The sequence below is a fragment of the Streptomyces sp. NPDC003011 genome (assembly GCF_053591515.1).
Map to the genome: position 1 here is coordinate 25963 of NZ_JBSFTY010000047.1, position 19314 is coordinate 45276.

The 19314-nt window shown below is 72.1% G+C and carries 19 protein-coding genes; 7 read left to right on the top strand and 12 right to left on the bottom strand.

Going from position 1 to position 19314, the window contains the following annotated elements; genetic code table 11:
- Positions 1 to 3 precede the first annotated feature (3 nt).
- On the top strand, positions 4 to 1179 hold the full coding sequence (locus ACWD0J_RS23875; RefSeq protein ID WP_451497846.1) for a GTP-binding protein: 1176 nt from the start codon (positions 4 to 6) through the stop codon (positions 1177 to 1179).
- On the opposite strand, the gene ACWD0J_RS23880 is transcribed toward ACWD0J_RS23875, so the two are convergent.
- Complete coding sequence (locus ACWD0J_RS23880) at positions 1122 to 1853, bottom strand: nucleotidyltransferase domain-containing protein (RefSeq protein WP_451497847.1); 732 nt, start codon at positions 1851 to 1853, stop codon at positions 1122 to 1124. The genes ACWD0J_RS23875 and ACWD0J_RS23880 overlap by 58 nt on opposite strands.
- Positions 1854 to 2009: 156 nt before the next feature.
- On the opposite strand from ACWD0J_RS23880, the gene ACWD0J_RS23885 reads away from it, so the two are divergent.
- Positions 2010 to 3008, top strand: coding sequence for an LLM class flavin-dependent oxidoreductase (locus ACWD0J_RS23885; RefSeq protein ID WP_451497848.1), 999 nt, complete (start codon positions 2010 to 2012; stop codon positions 3006 to 3008).
- Here ACWD0J_RS23885 and ACWD0J_RS23890 read toward each other — a convergent pair.
- On the bottom strand, positions 2995 to 3945 hold the full coding sequence (locus ACWD0J_RS23890; RefSeq protein ID WP_451497849.1) for a DMT family transporter: 951 nt from the start codon (positions 3943 to 3945) through the stop codon (positions 2995 to 2997). The two genes, ACWD0J_RS23885 and ACWD0J_RS23890, sit on opposite strands and share 14 nt — an antisense overlap.
- 83 nt (positions 3946 to 4028) lie before the next feature.
- On the opposite strand from ACWD0J_RS23890, the gene ACWD0J_RS23895 reads away from it, so the two are divergent.
- Complete coding sequence (locus ACWD0J_RS23895; protein WP_451497850.1) at positions 4029 to 4658, top strand: TetR/AcrR family transcriptional regulator; 630 nt, start codon at positions 4029 to 4031, stop codon at positions 4656 to 4658.
- Between the two features lie 18 nt (positions 4659 to 4676).
- Here ACWD0J_RS23895 and ACWD0J_RS23900 read toward each other — a convergent pair whose 3' ends face one another.
- From ACWD0J_RS23900 to ACWD0J_RS23920, 5 genes are all read right to left on the bottom strand, one after another.
- Complete coding sequence (locus ACWD0J_RS23900; protein WP_451497851.1) at positions 4677 to 5486, bottom strand: lysophospholipid acyltransferase family protein; 810 nt, start codon at positions 5484 to 5486, stop codon at positions 4677 to 4679.
- Positions 5486 to 6256 (bottom strand): GNAT family N-acetyltransferase, encoded by a 771-nt coding sequence (locus ACWD0J_RS23905; RefSeq protein ID WP_451497852.1) that lies wholly within the window; start codon positions 6254 to 6256, stop codon positions 5486 to 5488. The genes ACWD0J_RS23900 and ACWD0J_RS23905 overlap by 1 nt, the downstream gene beginning before the upstream one ends.
- A gap of 281 nt (positions 6257 to 6537) precedes the next feature.
- Positions 6538 to 7287 carry a succinate dehydrogenase/fumarate reductase iron-sulfur subunit gene (locus tag ACWD0J_RS23910; protein WP_451497853.1) on the bottom strand — a complete coding sequence of 250 codons (750 nt, stop codon included), beginning with the start codon at positions 7285 to 7287 and terminating at the stop codon, positions 6538 to 6540.
- Positions 7284 to 9236 (bottom strand): fumarate reductase/succinate dehydrogenase flavoprotein subunit, encoded by a 1953-nt coding sequence (locus ACWD0J_RS23915; RefSeq protein ID WP_451497854.1) that lies wholly within the window; start codon positions 9234 to 9236, stop codon positions 7284 to 7286. The genes ACWD0J_RS23910 and ACWD0J_RS23915 overlap by 4 nt, the downstream gene beginning before the upstream one ends.
- Before the next feature lie 2 nt (positions 9237 to 9238).
- Positions 9239 to 9907, bottom strand: coding sequence for a succinate dehydrogenase (locus ACWD0J_RS23920; RefSeq protein WP_451497891.1), 669 nt, complete (start codon positions 9905 to 9907; stop codon positions 9239 to 9241).
- Between the two features lie 118 nt (positions 9908 to 10025).
- On the opposite strand from ACWD0J_RS23920, the gene ACWD0J_RS23925 reads away from it, so the two are divergent.
- Positions 10026 to 10910 carry a LysR family transcriptional regulator gene (locus ACWD0J_RS23925; protein WP_451497855.1) on the top strand — a complete coding sequence of 295 codons (885 nt, stop codon included), beginning with the start codon at positions 10026 to 10028 and terminating at the stop codon, positions 10908 to 10910.
- A gap of 117 nt (positions 10911 to 11027) precedes the next feature.
- On the opposite strand, the gene ACWD0J_RS23930 is transcribed toward ACWD0J_RS23925, so the two are convergent.
- The 4 genes from ACWD0J_RS23930 to ACWD0J_RS23945 all read right to left on the bottom strand — a co-directional run bounded on the left by ACWD0J_RS23930 (position 11028) and on the right by ACWD0J_RS23945 (position 16055).
- Positions 11028 to 13163 carry a putative bifunctional diguanylate cyclase/phosphodiesterase gene (locus tag ACWD0J_RS23930; protein ID WP_451497856.1) on the bottom strand — a complete coding sequence of 712 codons (2136 nt, stop codon included), beginning with the start codon at positions 13161 to 13163 and terminating at the stop codon, positions 11028 to 11030.
- Positions 13160 to 13972, bottom strand: coding sequence for an SAM-dependent methyltransferase (locus ACWD0J_RS23935; protein ID WP_451497857.1), 813 nt, complete (start codon positions 13970 to 13972; stop codon positions 13160 to 13162). The genes ACWD0J_RS23930 and ACWD0J_RS23935 overlap by 4 nt, the downstream gene beginning before the upstream one ends.
- Before the next feature lie 338 nt (positions 13973 to 14310).
- Positions 14311 to 15282 (bottom strand): SCO0930 family lipoprotein, encoded by a 972-nt coding sequence (locus ACWD0J_RS23940; RefSeq protein WP_451497858.1) that lies wholly within the window; start codon positions 15280 to 15282, stop codon positions 14311 to 14313.
- A 317-nt stretch (positions 15283 to 15599) separates the two neighbouring features.
- On the bottom strand, positions 15600 to 16055 hold the full coding sequence (locus ACWD0J_RS23945; protein ID WP_451497859.1) for a hypothetical protein: 456 nt from the start codon (positions 16053 to 16055) through the stop codon (positions 15600 to 15602).
- 82 nt (positions 16056 to 16137) lie between these two features.
- Here ACWD0J_RS23945 and ACWD0J_RS23950 point away from each other — a divergent pair, with 82 nt between their 5' ends.
- Both ACWD0J_RS23950 and ACWD0J_RS23955 read left to right on the top strand, forming a co-directional pair.
- Positions 16138 to 16902, top strand: a complete 765-nt coding sequence (locus ACWD0J_RS23950) for a bestrophin-like domain (protein WP_451497860.1) — start codon at positions 16138 to 16140, stop codon at positions 16900 to 16902.
- 233 nt (positions 16903 to 17135) lie between these two features.
- Entirely contained in the window at positions 17136 to 17663 is a 528-nt protein-coding gene (locus ACWD0J_RS23955) for a hypothetical protein (RefSeq protein WP_451497861.1), read from the top strand.
- 124 nt (positions 17664 to 17787) lie between these two features.
- Here ACWD0J_RS23955 and ACWD0J_RS23960 read toward each other — a convergent pair whose 3' ends face one another.
- Entirely contained in the window at positions 17788 to 18279 is a 492-nt protein-coding gene (locus tag ACWD0J_RS23960) for a hypothetical protein (protein WP_451497862.1), read from the bottom strand.
- A gap of 332 nt (positions 18280 to 18611) precedes the next feature.
- Here ACWD0J_RS23960 and ACWD0J_RS23965 point away from each other — a divergent pair, with 332 nt between their 5' ends.
- A complete protein-coding gene (locus ACWD0J_RS23965; protein ID WP_451497863.1) occupies positions 18612 to 19283 on the top strand; it encodes a class F sortase in 672 nt (223 codons plus the stop codon).
- The last annotated feature ends 31 nt before the right edge of the window (positions 19284 to 19314 follow it).

Sequence of the window (19314 nt, forward strand, 5' to 3'; positions counted from 1 at the left end):
GGGATGCCCAGCGACCGCCGGCTGCCCGTCACCGTCCTGTCCGGGTTCCTCGGGGCGGGCAAGACGACCCTGCTCAACCATGTCCTCGCCAACCGCGAGGGGCTGCGGGTCGCCGTGATCGTCAACGACATGAGCGAGGTCAACATCGACGCCGCGCTGGTCCGCGGCGGACAGGCGGCGCTGTCGCGGACCGAGGAGCGGCTGGTCGAGCTGACCAACGGGTGCATCTGCTGCACCCTGCGCGACGACCTGCTGGAGGAGGTGGACCGGCTGGCCCGCGAGGACCGCTTCGACCATCTGCTCATCGAGTCGTCGGGCATCTCCGAGCCGATGCCCGTCGCGGCCACCTTCGCCTTCGCCCGCGACGACGGCGCCACACTCGGGGATCTCGCCCGGCTGGACACCATGGTCACGGTGGTGGACGCCGTCAACTTCCTGCCGGAGCTGGCGAACGGCGACGAACTCGCCGCCCGCGGCCTCGCCCCGTTCGAGGACGACGAACGCACTGTCAGCGACCTGCTCGTCGACCAGATCGAGTTCGCCGACGTCATCGTGCTCAACAAGCTCGACCTCGTCGACGCGCGGTCCGCGGCCCGGCTCAGTGCGGCGCTCGGCCGGCTCAATCCCGTCGCCCGGATCGTCCCGGCGGTACGCGGGCGGGTGGATCTCCCCGAGGTGCTGGGCACCGGGCTGTTCGACCTGGAACGCGCCCAGCAGGCACCGGGCTGGGTGCGGGAGCTCAACGGCGACCATGTCCCGGAGACCGAGGAGTACGGGGTCTCCTCCCTCGTCTTCCGCTCCGAACTCCCCTTCCACCCCGGCCGGTTGTGGAGTTTGGTGACCGAAGGGCTGGACAGCGGCGCCTACGGGCGGATCCTGCGCTCGAAGGGGTTCTTCGCCCTGGCCAGCCGTCCGCGGGTGACCGGCCTGTGGTCCCAGGCCGGTTCGGTGGCCCGCTTCGAACCGTCCGCCGCCCGCGACGCCGACAGCCCGTTCGCCCAGGAACTGGTCTTCATCGGTACGCGGCTGGCGGCGCAGGCGCTCCGCGACGCGCTCGCCGGCTGCCTGCTGGCCCCGGGCGAACCGCTGCCACCGGCCGACCCGTTCCCCGCCTGGGACACCTACGGCATCGACGAGGCCTGCGAGCACGAGCACGACGTGGTGGTCTCCTCGGTGTAGAAGCGGCGGCGGACCCGGAGCAGCCACGCTCGCACCGCCGCCTCGTCGGGCTCCTGCGGCAGCGCGGTCGGTGTCTCGTCGAAGGCCGCCTCGTAGTGGCGGAGCAGGGGCAGCGCGGCCGACGGGTCGGCTGCGACACGTTCGCCGAAGGCGTGGTACTCCTCGGGATCCTCGACGCGGATCTCCAGGCGGCCTGAGGTGTACAGCTCCAGCCCCTGGTGGCACAGGCGCTTCAGGTGCCGGGCGTGCTTGGCGGTCCGTCCGCGGGTGTCCGCGGAGAACGAGCCGTCGCCGCGGCGCTCCAGCCGCCGGAACTGCTGGGTGGCATAGCCGAGGTAGGCGTCCCGGACGCGCTGGGCGCACAGGAACGAGGTACGGATGGCGATGAGTTCCTCGCCCAGCGGGGTGCGCACCTCGTACAGCTCGGCCGGCAGCCACACCAGTTCCATGGCGGTCGGGTTGCCGCCGAGGGCGAGCCGGCACCACTTCGCGGCCTCGTGCAGGGTGCGGTCCGGTGCCGTGGTGACGTGGGACTCCTTCGGGCCGCGCAGGCCGTGCAGGTCCGTGGTGGGCGCGGCGAACAGGCCCAGGCGGTCGACGTCGGAACCGGCGTGGGCGAGCCCGTACGCGGTGGAACCGACGACGCCGGACAGCAGGAGATTCGGGACGGTCACGGTCGGCCGCCTTCCTTGGGTGGGACGAGTGGACGTGCGGCCGCCGCGGGGGCGTGTCCCATTGTGCTGGCCCCCGGGACTGCGGTCATGCGGTTTTCCGCGCCCGGCGGACACCGGGCGCGGGAATGCCACCGGCCGCCAGGCGTTGCACCTCGTGTGAGTTCCCTGATCGCCGGCACCCGCTTCTCCGTCCTCGACCGTTCCCGCACCCGCGAGGGCCACCCGCCCGCCGAGGCACTGCGCGACACCGTGCGGCTGGCGCGTGACCTGGAGGAACTCGGCTACCACCGGTTCTGGGTGTCGGAGCACCACGGCGTGCCCGGGGTCGCCGGTTCCGCGCCGACCGTGCTGGCCGCCGCCGTGGCCGCCGCGACCGGGCGGATCCGGGTCGGCACCGGCGGCGTGATGCTGCCGAACCACCGACCGCTGGTGGTGGCGGAGCAGTTCGGGGTGCTGGAGTCGCTCTTCCCGGGCCGGATCGACATGGGTCTGGGCCGCTCCGTGGGCTTCACGGACGGGGTGCGCAAGGCACTCGGGCGGGACAAGGACGTCGCCGACGACTTCGCGGCCCAGCTCGACGAGCTGCTCGGCTGGTTCCGGGGCGCCTCCCCGACCGGCGTGCACGCGCGCCCCGCCGAGGGGCTGACCGTGCCGCCGTTCGTCCTCGCGATGGGCGAGGGCGCCGCCGTCGCCGCCCGTGCGGGCCTGCCGATGGTCATCGGCGACCTGCGCGACCGCGAGAAGATGCGGCGCGGCATCGACCACTACCGCGCGCACTTCCGGCCCTCTCCCTGGGCGCGGGAGCCGTACGTCGTGATCTCCGGCACGATCGCGGTGGCCGCCACGCCCGAGGAGGCACGGCGGCTCCTGATCCCCGAGGCCTGGTCGATGGCGTACTCCCGCACCCACGGCACCTTCCCGCCCCTGCCGCCCGCCGAGGTGGTGGAGGCACGGGCGATGACCGCCAAGGAACGTGGCTTCTACGAGTCCGGGCTCACCGGCCAGATCGCCGGCACCGAGGAGCAGGTCGCGCACGAGCTGGAGACGGTGCTGAAGGAGACGGGCGCCCAGGAGGTCCTCGTCACCACCAGCACGTACGACCGCGACAGGCTCCTGGACTCCTATCGGCGGCTCGCCACGATCACCTCCGCCTAGAACTCCCGCCCTGCGGCGCCCTGTCCACGGCGGGTACCGCCCCGGACCCGCCGTCCGGGCAGGTGCGGACCGCCCTGGCGTCGGCCCGCACGACGACGACCGCCGAGAGGGCGACCGCCAGGCCGACGGCGGTCTGCGGGGTGAACGGCTCGCCGAACATGGCGGCGCCCCAGACGGCCGTGACGGGTGCCATCAGGAACATGAGCGTGTTGACCTTGGTGACGCCGGAGCGCCGCAGCACCAGCCAGTAGAGCCCGTAGCCGCCCCAGGTGGAGAGCAGCACGAGCCACCCGATCGCGGCCCAGAACGACGGCGCGGACGGCGGCACGGCCGCCCCGGCCGCGAGAGCGGCGCCGGTGAACACGACCGCGCTGGTGGCGCAGTGGACGGTCATCGACACCACGGGCGGGACGTCCGTACGGGACCGCTGTTCCAGGAAGGTGGCCGCCACCAGCGAGAGCATCCCCGCGAACGGCACCAGGTACGCCCACCAGGCCACCCCGCCGGCGGCGCCCGCGTCGGCCGTGGCGACGAGGACGACGCCGGCGAGCCCGAGGCACAGGCCGAGCCACTGCCGGCCCGAGACGTACTGGCGCAGAAGCGGGCCGGCGAGCGCTCCGGCGACGAGCGGCTGGGTGCCGTCGACCAGGGCGGTCGTGCCGCTGGACACGCCGAGCTGGATCGCCCAGTAGACGGTGAGCAGATAGCCGCTCTGGGAGAGGAGCCCGATCACGGCCTGCCGCCCGAGGTCCCGCGCGGCCAGCCCCCGCCACGAGGCCCTGCCGCGCGCGACGGCCGCCGCGACGAGGACGAGCGCGAGGGGCAGGAACCGCCACATCAGGAGCGTCACCGCACCGGCGTCCTCCGTGCCCAGCCTGGCGCCCACGAACCCCGAGCTCCAGCACAGCACGAACGCGACGGAGAGGAAGAGGTCCACGACGCATCACCACCAGCCGCTACTAAACAGATCGGTATACCTGCCGCTCCGGGCCACTATACAGATCGGTATAGTCTTGGGTCATGGGCACCAGGCGCATCACGATGACCCCCGGCGCACGCCGCGTACTCGCCGCCGCGTCCCGGCTCTTCTACGAGCGCGGCATCCACGCGGTCGGGGTCGACCTGATCGCCGCCGAGGCCGGGGTCACGAAGAAGACGCTCTACGACCGGTTCGGGTCCAAGGAGCAGATCGTCGTCGAGTACCTCGCCGACCGTGACGAGCGCTGGCGGACATTCGTCACGGAACGGGTCGAGCGGGCGGGGCCGGGATCCGTGGACCGCGTGTCGGCGGTGTTCGACGCCTCGCGGGAGTGGATGACCGAGAGCAGCCCCAAGGGATGCGCGATGGTCAACGCGCACGCCGAGATCAGCGACCCCTCCCATCCGGCGCACGCGATCATCACCGGCCAGAAGGCGTGGATGCTCGCGCTCTTCGCCGGCCTGGTCCGGGGCGCCGCTCCGGACCGCGCGGACGACCTGGCCCGCACGCTGATGCTGCTGCACGAGGGGGCGCTGGTCGCGCACGGCCTGGGCATCTTCCCCGACCCCATCGGCAGGGCCCGCGACCGGGCGGGCGAACTCCTGGCCGGCGCCGGCGCCGACGCCGGTGGCGGTGGCGGTGGCGGCACCGGTGGCGCCGGGGCTCCCTGACGACAATCCCGCCCCGCGTCAGGGCACCAGGGCCGCGTGGATCCCGTCCGGCTCCGGCAGCGCCTCCCGCTGCGCGGCCCGGGCCAGCGCGCGGCGGTCGGGATGGCCGTCCGGCGCGATCGCCTCCCGTACCTCCACCTCGGCCACCAGCCCCCGCGTCGACACCACCCGCCACACCGAGGCGAGCAGGGAGTCGTCGCCGACGAAGGCCGGTGCGGTGCTGGCCGCTCCCCCGGCGAGCCGGTAGCAAAGGCGCACCGGCTGGACCGGCACGCCGGCGTCGAGCGCGGCCTGGAACACGGCCCGGTGGAAGCGGCCCTGGGCCCGCCCGCACCAGGTGCTGCCCTCGGGGAACACCGCGACGGCTCGCCCGGCCCGCAGCGCGTCCGCGATCCGGCCGACGGTGCCGGGCAGTGCGCGCAGCCGGTCCCGGTCGATGAACAGCACCCCGCCGCGCGCGGCCACCGGTCCCGCCACCGGCCACCGCCCGATCTCCGCCTTGGCGAGCATCCTGGCCGGGCGGACGGCGCCGAGCAGCGGGACGTCCAGCCAGGAGATGTGGTTGGCGACCAGGAGCAGTCCTCCGGTGGACGCGGCGGTGCCGGTGATCCTGACCCGGACGCCCGCGGCCCGTACGATCCACCGGCACCACCGCTTCACCGGCCCCGCGGGGATCCTCCCGCCGAGGGGCGCCAGCAGCACACCGGCCAGCACCAGGGCCGTGACCGCCGTCAGCCGCAGCACGGCCCGCGGTACGGCGGTGGCGGACCCCGTCCGTCGCACGCACGCCCGCGGGGTGCAGGGCGCGCCGGGCAGCCAGACGCTCATCAGGCCGGGACGAGGGAGAGGAAGTGCCGCAGATAGCGCGGGTTGACGTTGCGCATCGACAGCAGCACGTACAGGTCGGCGACCCCGAAGTCCGGGTCGTGCGCGGGCGGCGCGCAGACCCAGGCGCCGAGCCGGAGGTAGCCGCGCAGCAGGGCGGGGAGGTCGGTGCGGGCCGGGACGGTCACGTCCCGCGGCGCCCAGGGCACCAGCGGCCGTACCCGGAACTCCGCCGGTGCCAGGTGCTTCTCCCGCACCCGGTCCCAGGTGCCGGCCGCGAGGGCGCCGCCGTCCGCGAGCGGGATCGAGCAGCAGCCGGCGAGCCATGCGTGGCCGCGGTCGGCCATGTAGCGGGCGATGCCGGCCCAGATGAGTCCGATGACCGCGCCGTCCCGGTGGTCGGGGTGCACACAGGAGCGGCCGACCTCGACCAGGTCCGGGCGGATCGGGTCGAGCGGGGCGAGGTCGAACTCGCCCTCCGAGTACAGGCGTCCGGCGATGGCGGCCCGCTCCGGCGGCAGCAGCCGGTACGTGCCGACGACCTGGCCGGTCACCGTGTCCCGGACCATCAGGTGGTCGCAGTGGGCGTCGAAGGGGTCGGCGTCGAGCCCCGGCTGCGGGGAGTTCAGGAGGGCGCCCAGCTCCCCGGCGAACACGTCGTGCCGCAGCCGCTGCGCGGCCCGCACATCGGCCTCGTCGCGGGCCAGGGTGACGGTGTAGCGGACGGGGGCGGTCGACTGCGGGGGACGGTCGAGGGTGGAAACGCCGGTCATGGCACACTCCTGGGCACGGGCCACATCGGGGACGGTGGCGCTACCCCTGTTTCTCCCGACGCCGGTTGGCGGGGACGTGACCTGCGCCAGGAGCGCGGATGTGGGAATGCTGAATGCCAGGGGCGCCGCCGGAAAGCCGAGACGGGACCGGGGATGAGCACCACTCCCGGCCCCGCCCGTCCGCACCTCTCGGCGAACGTCTCACTACGGCCCCCGGGGCGCGGACCGGCGTGACCGGCCCCGTACGACCCGCGCCCCGCAGGGGCAGATCCCCTGCGGCGCTACCGCTTCCCCGTCCGGCGGGCAGCCCGCAGCCACTCCTTGTTCATGCCGGTGATGGACACCAGCGGGATCCCCTTGGGGCAGGCGGTCGCGCACTCCCCCGCCAGCGTGCACCCGCCGAAGCCCTCCTCGTCCATCTGCGCCACCATGTCCAGCACCCGCGTCTCCCGTTCGGGCGCGCCCTGCGGCAGCACGTTCAGGTGGTTCACCTTCGCCGACGTGAACAGCATCGCCGCCCCGTTGGGGCACGCGGCCACGCAGGCCCCGCACCCGATGCACTCCGCGTGCTCGAACGCGAAGTCCGCGTCCGGCTTCGGCACCGGCGTCGCGTGCGCCTCCGGCGCGGCCCCGGTCGGCGCGGTGATGTATCCGCCGGCCTGGATGATCCGGTCGAACGCCGACCGGTCCACCACCAGGTCCTTGATCACCGGGAACGCGGACGCCCGCCACGGCTCGATGTCGATGGTGTCGCCGTCCTTGAAGGACCGCATGTGCAGCTGGCAGGTCGTGGTGCGCTCGGGCCCGTGCGCGTCTCCGTTGATCACCAGGCTGCACGCCCCGCAGATGCCCTCCCGGCAGTCGTGGTCGAAGGCGACCGGGTCCTCCCCGCGCAGGATGAGTTCCTCGTTGAGGGTGTCGAGCATCTCCAGGAAGGACATGTCGGAGGAGATCTTGTCCACCTCGTACGTGGACATGGCGCCGTCGGCGTCGGCGTTCTTCTGCCGCCAGACGCGCAGGGTGAGCTTCATGCGTAGCTCCGCTGAGTGGGGTGGACGTACTCGAAGACCAGGTCTTCCTTGTGCAGAACAGGGGCGTCACCGGTACCGGTGAACTCCCAGGCGGCCGCGTAGGCGAACTCCTCGTCCCGGCGGGCGGCCTCGCCGTCGGGAGTCTGCGACTCCTCGCGGAAGTGGCCGCCGCAGGACTCGGCGCGGTGCAGCGCGTCGAGGCACATGAGTTCGGCGAGTTCCAGGTAGTCGACGACGCGGTTGGCCTTCTCCAGGGACTGGTTGAACTCCTCACCGGTGCCCGGGACCTTGATCCGCCGCCAGAACTCCTCCCGGATCTGCGGGATCCGCTCCAGCGCCTTGCGCAGTCCGCTGTCGGTGCGGGCCATGCCGCAGAACTCCCACATCAGTTCCCCGACCTCCCGGTGGAAGGAGTCGGGGGTGCGGTCGCCGTCGACGGCCAGCAGCAGGTTCAGCCGGTCCTCGGTCTCCGCCACCACCTCCTGCACGACGGGGTGTACGCCGGTCACCGCCTCGTGGTGCGGGTTGCGGGCGAGGTAGTCGTTGATGGTCGCCGGCAGGACGAAGTAGCCGTCGGCCAGGCCCTGCATCAGGGCGGAGGCGCCGAGCCGGTTCGCGCCGTGGTCGGAGAAGTTGGCCTCACCGATCGCGAACAGGCCGGGAACGGTGGTCTGGAGGTCGTAGTCGACCCACAGGCCGCCCATCGTGTAGTGCACCGCCGGGTAGATCCGCATCGGCACCTCGTACGGATCCTCGTCGGTGATCCGCTGGTACATGTCGAAAAGGTTGCCGTACTTGGCCTCGACGGCGCCCCGGCCCATCCGCCGGATCGCGTCCGCGAAGTCCAGGTACACGCCCTGGCCGCCGGGGCCGACGCCCCTGCCCTGGTCGCAGACGTTCTTCGCGGCGCGGGAGGCGATGTCACGCGGGACCAGGTTGCCGAAGGAGGGGTAGATCCGCTCCAGGTAGTAGTCGCGCTCGTCCTCGGGGATCCGGTTCGGCGGCCGGTCGTCACCCTTGGCCTTCGGCACCCAGATGCGGCCGTCGTTGCGCAGCGACTCGCTCATCAGCGTCAGCTTGGACTGGTGCTCGCCGGTGCGCGGGATGCAGGTGGGGTGGATCTGCGTGAAGCACGGGTTGGCGAAGTACGCGCCGCGCCGGTGCGCCCGCCAGATGGCGGTGGCGTTGGAGTTCATGGCGTTCGTCGACAGGTGGAAGACGTTGCCGTAGCCGCCGCTCGCCAGGACGACGGCGTCCGCGACGTACGTGTCGATCTTCCCCGTGATCAGGTCCCGCGCCACGATCCCGCGCGCCTTCCCGTCGATGACGATCAGGTCGAGCATCTCGGTACGCGGGTGCATCTCGATGTTCCCGGCCGCGATCTGCCGCGACAGCGCCTGGTACGCGCCGAGCAGCAGCTGCTGGCCCGTCTGGCCGCGCGCGTAGAAGGTCCGCGAGACCTGGACGCCGCCGAAGGAACGGGTGTCCAGCAGACCGCCGTACTCGCGGGCGAAGGGCACGCCCTGCGCCACGCACTGGTCGATGATCTCCACCGAGATCTGCGCCAGCCGGTGGACGTTCGACTCCCGCGCCCGGAAGTCGCCGCCCTTGACGGTGTCGTAGAAGAGCCGGTGGACCGAGTCACCGTCGTTGCGGTAGTTCTTCGCCGCGTTGATGCCGCCCTGCGCGGCGATCGAGTGGGCCCGGCGCGGGGAGTCCTGGTAGCAGAACTGGACGACGTGGTAGCCCTGTTCGGCGAGCGTGGCACCGGCCGAGGCGCCCGCCAGACCCGTACCGACGACGATCACGGTGTGCTTGCGCCGGTTGGCCGGATTGACCAGCCCGGCCTCGAAGCGGCGCTTGTCCCAGCGCTCGTGGACGGGTCCGGTGGGGGCCTTCGTGTCGACGACCGGTTCTCCGGTCGTGTAATCCACGTACTCAGCAGTCATCTTCAGCTCACCACTCCGGTCATGACGCCCACGGGTACGGCGATGAAGCCGGCCGTGAGCAGCAGCGCGAGGACGTTCGCGACGGTCTTCAGGGCGTGGTCGCGGGCCCGGCTGCCGACGCCGAGGGTCTGGGCGGCGCTCCAGAAGCCGTGCCGGACGTGCAGGCCGAGGGCGAGCATCGCGACGATGTAGATGACGTTGCCGTACCAGGTGGAGAAGGTGTCCACGACGTTCTGGTACGGGTGGCCCGCCTGGAAGCCGGGGTGCACGGTGCCGGTCGTCAGGTCCAGGACGTGCCAGACGATGAACAGGCCGAGGATGATCCCGCCCCAGCGCATGGTGCGCGTCGCGTAGCTCGCCCGCGGCTTCTTGTGGACGTACTTGGTCGGACGCGCCCTGATGTCGCGGCGGCTGAGCTGGTACGCGGAGGTGGCGTGGGCGACCACGGCGACCACCAGCACGACCCGGACGAGCCACAGCGTCCACTCGTAGTGCATGAACGGCTCGCCGACGGTGCGCAGCCAGTGGGCGTAGTGGTCGAACTCCCCCGCGCCGAAGAAGATCTTCAGGTTCCCGATCATGTGGACGACCAGGTAGAGCAGCATGATCAGGCCGCTGACGGCCATCACGGTCTTCTTGCCGACGGTGGAGTCCCACACGGTGCGTGCCAAGGACGGCCGTCGGTCCGTCCGCGTTGCCAGAGCCATGCCACCGACGCTACGGGCGGGGATCCGATCGGTCCAAGACATGGTCCGGCTTGATTCCATAGGCCGGGGCTATCGTGGGGTCATGCAGTTCCAGCAGCTCCAGTACTTCGTGGCCGTTGCCGAGACCCGGCACTTCACCCGGGCCGCCGAGCTGGTCCACGTCGCCCAGCCGTCCCTGTCGCAGCAGATCAAGGCGCTGGAGCGGGAACTCGGCGCGGATCTCTTCCTGCGGGCGCGCGGCAACATCACGCTCACCGACGCGGGCGAGGCGCTGCTGCCGCTGGCCCGGCGCATCCTCGCCGACGCGGACACGGCCCGGCACGAGGTGCAGGAGCTGGCGCAGCTGCGCAGCGGCCGGGTCCGGCTGGGCGCGACGCCGAGTCTGTGCACGGGTCTGCTGCCGGACGTGCTGCGCGCCTTCCACGACCGCTATCCCGGCATCCGGCTGCTGATCGAGGAGAGCGGCTCGCACGATCTCGTACGGGAACTCGCGCGCGGCGCCCTCGACCTGGCGCTGGTCGTCCTGCCGCTGCCGACGCCGTCCCCCGCGCTCACCACGGTGGAACTGCTGCGCGAGGACCTCGTCGTGGTCTCCTCCCCGGACGCCCCCAAGCCGGGCGGCGGCCGGCGCACCGTGCGGGTCGCCGACCTGGAGGGCGAGCGCCTGGTGATGTTCCGGCACGGCTACGACCTGCGCGAACTGACCGTGGCCGCGTGCCGCGCGGAGGGCTTCGAGCCGGACTTCGCGGTGGAGGGCGGGGAGATGGACGCGGTGCTGGGGTTCGTCCGGGCGGGCCTCGGCATGGCCGTCGTACCCCGGATGGTGGCGGCCCGGTCCGGGCGCGGACTGCGGGTCACCCCGCTGGCCCGGCCCGGACTGCACCGCACGATCGCCCTCGCGCACCGCAGCGACGTGGCCCCGCCACGGGCCGCGCGCGAGCTGCAGCGGATGCTGCTGGAACGCTGAGACGGATCGGCCCCACCGGTCCCCGCGAGCGGTGCCGACGCGGCCCCGCGGAGCCTCCCGGACGACGGCCCGGGTCCCCGCGCGCTCCGCGGGACCCGGACTTCGGCCCGCCCCGGCTCAGCCCGTCGCGTCCACCAGTGCCAGGTGGTGCAGTCGCTCCGGCGGGCCGGGGCGGGCGTAGTACCAGCCCTGGGCGGTGTCGCAGCCCAGTATCCGCAGTTGCTCGGCCTGCGCTCCGGTCTCCACGCCCTCCACCGTCACCCCGAGGTTCAGGCTGTGCGCGAGCGAGACGATCCCTTCGACGATCTTGAGGTCGACGGGGTCGGCCGGGAACTGCTGCATGCTCTGCGTGAAGGAGCGGTCCAGCTTGAGGATGCTCACCGGCAGGCGCCGCAGGTTGGCGAGGTTCGAGTAGCCGGTGCCGAAGTCGTCCAGGGCGATGTCGACGCCCATCTCGGCGAGCCGCCGCAGCGGCTTCAGCAGGTCGTCGTCCGCGCCGATCAGCGCCGACTCGGTGACCTCCAGGCAGAGCGCCTCGGGTTCGACGCCCATGCGCTCCAGGATGTCGACGGTGTCCTGCACCAGGCCGGGATGCGTCAGCTGACAGGGCGAGAGATTGACGTTGACGCGCAACGGGCGCGCACCGGTGTGCCGTTCGGCCCATTCGCGGGCCTGGCGCACCGACTGCTCCAGGACCCAGCGGCCCAGCGGGACGATCAGCCCGGTGTGCTCGGCGAGCGGGATGAACCGGTCGGGGCCGAGGACGCCGTGCTGCGGGTGCAGCCAGCGCACCAGGGCCTCGGCGCCGCGCACGCTGCCGTCACCGAGGTGCACCAGCGGCTGGTACTCGATGAAGAACTCGCCCCGGTCCAGGGCCGCGGGCAAAGCCGTGGTGAGTCCGTGCCGGGTGATGGCGCGGGCGTCCGCCTCCGCGTCGGCGAGTTCGAAGCGGTTGCCGCCCGCCGACTTGGCCCGGTACATGGTGATGTCGGCGCTGCGCAGCACCTCCGCCGGGCTGCGCTCCCCCGCCGGGCCCTCGACGATGCCGATGCTGCCGCGCACGGTCAGTTCACGGCCGTCGATGCTGACGGGCGCGAGCAGCGCGTTCATGATCCGCGAGGCGAGTTCGTCGACCTCGCGCTCGGTCTCGGGTCCGGTGGTCAGCGCCACGAACTCGTCGCCGCCGAGCCGGGCGACCATCTCGCCGGGCGCGGTCGCGCAGGACTGCAACCGGTCGGCGATCTCGACGAGCAGCCGGTCGCCGGCCGCGTGGCCGAGGCTGTCGTTGATCGTCTTGAAGCCGTCCAGGTCGAGGTAGCACAGCCCGAACCGCTGGCCGGGTCCGGCGCCCAGCGCCTTCTCCAGGCGTTCGAAGAAGAACGTGCGGTTGGGCAGGCCGGTGAGCGCGTCGTGCGTGGCCTCGTAGCGCAGCCGCAGGTTGAGCAGGCGACGCTCGGTGGTGTCCTCCATGAGGGCGAGCTGGTACTGGGGTTCGCCGTCGGCGTCGCGCAGCAGGGAGACCGTCAGGTTGGTCCACAGGACCGTTCCGTCCGGGCGGTAGAACGCCTTCTCGACGTGGTAGTGCTCGCGCTCGCCGCGGACGAGTTCGTCGTAGAGATGCCAGGTCTGGGGGGCGTCGTCGGGGTGGGTCCACTCCACGACGCTGCGCCCGCGCATGGTCTGCTCGGAGACGCCGAACATGCGCAGCAGCGCTCCGTTGACCTGGAGGATGTTGCCGTCGAGGTCGGCCATGCCGATGCCTATGGCCGCGCCTTCGAAGACCGCGCGGAACCGGGCCTCGGTCGCGTGCAGCGCCTGCGCCACCACGCCCTGTGCCTGCAGCGCCGCCTGCGCGATGGCCTCCTGCTCGACCAGCGTCCGCTCGCGCAGTGCCTCGGCGAACCCGGCGGCCATGGCGTGCTGGAGCCGTGCCGCGCGCGCCCGCAGGTCCTCCTGGACGCCGCCCTGCCCGCAGTAGAGCACGAGGTAGGCGTCGACGCAGTCCAGCGTGCGGGTCAGCGCCTCCGGGTCGGTGCAGTGCGCGGAGACGAGGGCGGCGCCCACCGCCCTGGCCTCGCCGGCGTCGAAGGTGCGGGCCCTGAGCGCCTCGCTCAGCCTCCGCGCCAGCGGCAGCAGTTGTTTCTCGAACTCGGGCCGGGTCGCGGAGGTCGAGGTCACCGGGAACACCGCCCGGCTCCAGATCGTCGCGAACCGCCGCAGTCTGTCCTCCGGCCCGTCCGGTTCCGCGCTCACGCCGTACGCCCCACGCCGGCGAAACCGGAGAAGGCGAACGGATCCTCGTCCTGCGGTGCGGTGTCCGGCCGCCAGTGCGGCATCGGCACCAGTCCGGGTTCCACCATGTCGTACCCCTCGAAGAACCGCGCGATCTCCTCGCGCGAGCGCATGATCAGCGGGTTGCGAATGTCCTTGTATACGTCCACCGCCCCCTCGGCCCGCTCCGGTGGCAGCGGGATTCCCTCGTACGAGGCATGCGTGAGGAGCAGCAGGCTGCCGGGCGCGAGCGCGTCCCGCAACTCGGCCACCGCTCCGTACGGGTCGTCCGCGTCTTCCACGAAGTGCAGTATGGCAACGAGAAGCAGGGCCACCGGCCGGTTCAGGTCGATCAGGCCCCGCACCTCGGGGCTCGCGAGGATCTCCCGGGGCTTGCGGAGGTCGGCCGCGACGACGCCGGTGTCGGTGTTGCCCGCGAGCACCGCCTGGCTGTGCGCGACCGCCACCGGGTCGTGGTCCACGTACATCACCCGGGCGCCGGGGCGGGCCGCCTGGGCCACTTCGTGGACGTTGCCGAAGGCCGGGATGCCGGAGCCGATGTCGAGGAACTGGGTGATGCCCTCGTCGACGGCGAAGCGCACCGCGCGGCGTATGAAGGCCCGGTTCGCCTGCATGATCTTGGGGAGTCCCGGCATGAACTCCATGGCCCTGCGGGCCGCTTCCCGGTCGACCTCGAAATTGTGCGAACCGCCCAGGTAGTAGTCGTAGATGCGCGAAACGCTCGGCACCGAGATGTCGATGCTCCGTGGGGCCCAGGCGGGACGCTCCATCTATCTCTCCAGGCGTAGGCGATCCGGTGTTCGAGCTGAGGCTACTGATCGCCCGCCAAAGGAGCGAGCAGAAACGGAAATTGACCGTCCGTTCCCGGTCACTGCCTGAGGCACGTGCCGAAGTGATGCCCCGCCGCACCGCCCGTGAAGCCCCTGCGACCCGGTTGCGGAAAGCCATCGCGCCCGCCGCTACGAAGCGTACCCGCGTCATTCCGGAGCGTTCCGGAATGCCTGCCGAATCGCGGGGAGTTGCGGTGAATGACGGCACACCCCTGCGCCCCCTCCGCGCGACGCGGAGGGGGCGGAGGGGTCGGAGGGGTGTGCCGGGAAACGCCGTCCTATTCCTTGCCGGGCGCTCCGACCGGCTTTCCGTCGGGGGCCACGGCGTACCATGTGCCGCCGACACCCTGTCCGTTGGTGTCACCGGCCTTCTTGTCGCCCGCGAACGTGTAGATCGGTACGCAGTCGATGGACTGCTGCTTGATCCCGTCGGGGCGGTCGAACACCACGTAGCCCCGGTTGGCGGTGGAGCCCTGGAGGTCGATCCCCTTGGTGTCCTCAGCCTCGACCGGCGCGACGACGGGCCACTTCTCCAGGCACTCGCCGGTGCAGGCGGTCGACATCGGCCACTGCGTGTCCTTCATGAAGCGGTAGACCGTCATGCCGTTCTTGTCGACGACGATCTCGCCGAGCTCGGCGTCCTTGCGGGTGGACAGTCCGGGCAGGTCGGCCAGCTTGGCCTTCTTCCCGTCGGGGGCGAGCGCGTACCACTTGCCGCCCACACCCTGGCCGGCGATGTCCCCGGCCTTGGTGTCCTTCGCGTAGCGGTAGGCCGGCCAGCCGCCGATGGTCAGCTGCTTGGCGCCGTCCGGGCGGGTGACCTCGCCGAGCAGCGCCTTGTCGATGCCGGCGCCGGCCGTGGCGTCGTCCGCGGGGACGGGCGGCCAGGTGGTGGCGCAGTCGCCCTCGCAGTTCGTCTTCGGCGGCTCGGCGGTGTCCTGGTCGAAGCGGTAGAGGGTGAGACCGGCGCTGTCGGTCAGGACGTTGCCGAGTTCCGCGTTCGTGGACACGGACAGCTCACCGGCGATGGACGTCTGGGTCGCGGCGCTGCTCTGCCCCGCCTGCGGGGAGGCGCCGCCGGAGCCGTTGCCGACGCCCGCGCCCACGGAACCGTAGTCGCCCGCCGCGGCCGTCGCGCCCACGTTCTGACTACCGGTGGACGGGGCGCTTTCCTGGCCGCACGCCGTCGTCAGCGCCAGTACCGCCGCGGCGCTCGCCACGAGTGAGGCGCTCCGCCAGGAGGTCTTCATCGTCAACTCCCCATACTTCCCTCGGGTGTTGCAGCGCCCTTCTGGGCCGCCGCACGACCATGGATACGCAGGGGGGCAGGGGTTGTGTTCAACCCTTTCGCAGATTTCTTTCCGAAACCTGTGTCACGGGTGTTCCCCCTTTCGGGGCAATCCGGCCGTACCCGGGCGTGTGGCGGCTCTCCAGGCCTCATGATCGCCGTCGTGCATCGACCCGAACCGACCCGATCCGCCCCGGCCATACGGGCGTTTGCCCTGTTGACGCTGACGTGGATGCTCGTGGGCGCGCCGGCCGGCGCGGCCCAGGCCGACGCCTGCGCCTACGCCTCGACCGGGCCGGACGGCACGCGGGCGGTGGCGGTCGCCGGCAGCCTCACCTGGCCGACCTGCCCGCCGCCGTCGCCCCCGCCCCCGCCCTGCCCGACCCCCACGCCCACGCCCACGCCTCCACCCCCGCCGACACCTACGCCGACCCCGACCCCGCCGAAGCCCACCCCCGCTCCGGAGCCCCCGCCGCCGAAGCCGACGCCGACGCCCCCGCCGCCGAAGCCGACGCCGACGCCCCCGCCGCCGAAGCCGCCGCCCGCGTCACCACCGCCGGCACCACAGCCGTCGGCACCACAGCCGCCGCCACCTCGTCCGCGGCCGACCCCGCCCCCCGCGCCGGCACCGCCGGCGAAGCCCGCCCCGCCCCCCTCCGTCGCCCCGGTGGCGTATCCGCGGTACCAGGCGCAACCGCCCGAACGGCAGACCCGCGGCACCACGTCGCCGGTCACCTACGTCCTGCTCATCACCATGCCCGCGGTGGTCGCCGTGGCCGCGCTGCGGCCGCGCTAGCACCGATCCTGGAGGCTCCCCTTGCCGGAATGGCTTGTTCTCACCCTCGCGATGCTGTCAGCCTGTGCCGTGGTGGTCGTCATCACCCTCGTACGGCACCGCCGGGCACCCGACGACGAGGACCCCAGCGAGACACCGGACGTCATCGAGTACATGACGATGTGGATCGGCGTGGTGTACGCGATCGTCCTGGGCCTGGCCATCGCCGGGGTCTGGGAGGCGCGCAGCAGCGCCCAGGACCACGTGCAGGCGGAGGCGCAGGCGCTGCACGAGATCTCGGAGCGGGTCCGGGTCTATCCGCCCGACGTCCGCGACCGTATTCGGGCCGATGTCAACGCCTATGTCGGACACGTCGTCACCACCGAATGGAAGGCCATGGCGGACGACGGCCAGGTCACGGACCGGGGCACCGCGCTCCTCGGCCGGATCCGTGTGGACGTCACCGACTACGAGCCGAGGACCGACTTCGAGGCCCAGGCCTACCAGCCGGTCCTGGACCAGATCGCCACCGCGGACCAGGCGCGCAACGCCCGGGCGGACTCCGCCTCGCCCACGATGCCGGGGGTGGTGTGGTTCGGCCTGCTGGGCGGGGGCGTGGTCACCATCGGGATGGTCTTCGCGCTGCAGATCCGGCGCACGGTGCGGGAGTTGGTGCTCGCCGGGCTGTTCTCCGCGCTGATCGCGTTCCTACTGTTCCTGATCTGGGACTTCGACGCGCCCTACAGCCGGGGCATCACGGCGTCGGCGGACCCGTTCCTGAGCCTGTTCCCGCACGTCAAGGGGTGACGCCCGTCCCCCGGCGGCCGGCCCGGCCGCCGCGACCGGCCCTCTCCCGGGGGACCGCCGGGGACACCCGCCACGCCGGTCAGGTCCCCCGACCGGCGCACACGCGTGCCCCATTCGCCCGAGTGGGATCGCGCGGACGCACACATGTTCCTAGCGTTTCGGTCATCGAGGTGCATTTCTGGCGCAAGCGGAAAAAGGTCCGCAGCTGCTCCTCGGGGACCGGAGGAACCACCATGCGCGCGATACGCGTCGCTTCGGCCGCACTGCTGGGCGCCTGCGCCCTGGCCCTCACCGCCCCCGCCGCGCACGCGAGGGCCGAGAGCACCGGCTTCCGGGTCAGCGTCCTGCCGCAGACCATCGCGGCGGGCGGGCAGGTGACCCTGCGCGCCACCGGCTGCGGCCAGGACGTGTTCGTCTCCTCGGGCGTCTTCGACGACGTGACCATCCGCAAGGGCCAGACGACGGCCACGGCCATGGTCGACTGGGACGCGAAGCCGGGCGCCCTGTACGAGGTGACGTTCCGCTGCGGGACCTTCTGGCAGAACGCCGACCTCACCATCGCCGGGGGCCGCCCGGTCGAGCCCACGCCGGTGCCGGTGCCGGTGCCGGTGCACCCGTCCCGCGGCGTCCACGCCGGTGAGGGCGGCAGCTTCGCCGGCTTCGACCTCCAGGAGATCGGCCTCGGCATCGCGCTCATCGCGGGCTCGGTCGGAACGGCGTACCACCTCTCCCGCCGCCGCACCGAGGAGGACGGCGCCTGAGCCGAGAGGAACGGCGCCCGACCGGCACCGCGCGCCACGTGAGGCCTTCGCCCCGGATCCCTGGAGGGACCGGGGCGAAGGCCTGTGCACGTGCGGTCGGCGTCCGCGAGAGGCCAGCGGAAGGTCAGATCCGCTTCTCGGAACGGCGGCGCATCCAGAACAGCCCGCCGCCGACGACGGCCGCGGCCACCAGCCCGCCACCGATGGCCATGTCGGTGGGGGTCGCCCCGGTGGAGCTGCTGCCGCCGAGACCACCGCGGACACCGCCGATGACGGTGAACGCGGCCGGGTTGGTGAGCGTGCCCGTCCTCTCGCACTTGACGGTGATGCTGTACGAGCCGGGGCTGGCGTTGGCGTTGATGGTGGCGGTGCCCCTCGACGTCTCGTTGGCTCCGCTGATGGGCGACAACGAGGTCGACGGGAACGCGTTCGACGTCATGGTGCCGCCCTTGGGGCAGCCGTCGACGGTGACGGTCAGCTGGCCGCCGCGGGCGATGACACTGGGCAGGGCGACGATGTTGCTCGGGCTGTTCCACGCGACGGCGGCCGGAGCGGCGAGCCCGACGACGGCGACCGCGGCGGCGCCGGTGACCGCCAGGGCACGAGAGTTACGCATGTGATCCTCCGCGGAAGACGCCCCGGGAACCGTCCCCGGTGGATCGGCGAGAAAGCGCCTCCCGCAAAAACCCTCAGATGCCCTGCGCGGGGCCGCATGTCGGCGATGGTCCGTCCTGGTGAGAGGACACGCCGAACGGCACGCACACAATCGGATATCACCGCAGGTCACGGACCGTCAGAAAATTCCTCGCGACGGCAACTCGGATGGCGCACCACAAGGAGTACGGGCCACCCGTTCGCGTTCGCCCCGTCGCCGGTTCCGCACGCGGGACTTAGCGTTCTCGTATGCGCGAATGACGTGGCGACGGCCGCGTCGAGAGGGGAAGTCGAATGTCTGCGTCCGAACTGGCCGGCCTGGCCGAAGAGGAGGAGCGGCCGAAGAAGCGCGCTCCTTGGGGCGTAATAGCGCTTGTTCTGCTGACCGGCCTCGCGCTCATTCGGAACGGGTCGGGGGAATTCGATGTCGGACCGCCGCAGCCCGCGTCGGCGGCCGCCGCCGAGAGCCGCGCCACAGCCGGCACGTTCAGCGCAACCCCCGGTCCCCTGCCGTACTCCGTGCCCGACCGGGTCAGGATCCCGTCCATCCAGGTCGACGCGCCGGTCATGGCGGTCGGTCTGGACGCGGACGGCTGGGTCGGCGCACCGCCGCCGGAGGATCCGAACCTGGCCGGCTGGTTCACCGGCGCGGTCACCCCCGGCGAGAAGGGCACCGCCGTCGTCGTCGGGCACGTGGACAACAAACAAGGCCCCGCCGTGTTCTACGGGCTGGGAGCCCTGAAGCAGGGAAATCGCGTCGAGATCGCGCGGCAGGACGGAAAGACGGCCGTTTTCGAGATCTACGGCATCGAGGTCTTCGAGAAGAACAACTTCCCCGGCGACCGTGTCTACGGTTCCAAGGGCTCCCCCGAACTACGGGTCATCACCTGCGGGGGCGGTTTCTCCGAGCAGAACGGTTACGACGGGAACGTCGTCGCCTTCGCCCGCCTGGTCGAGGTCCGCTGAGCGTTCCCCGACCGGGCGGGCCCCGTGGTCC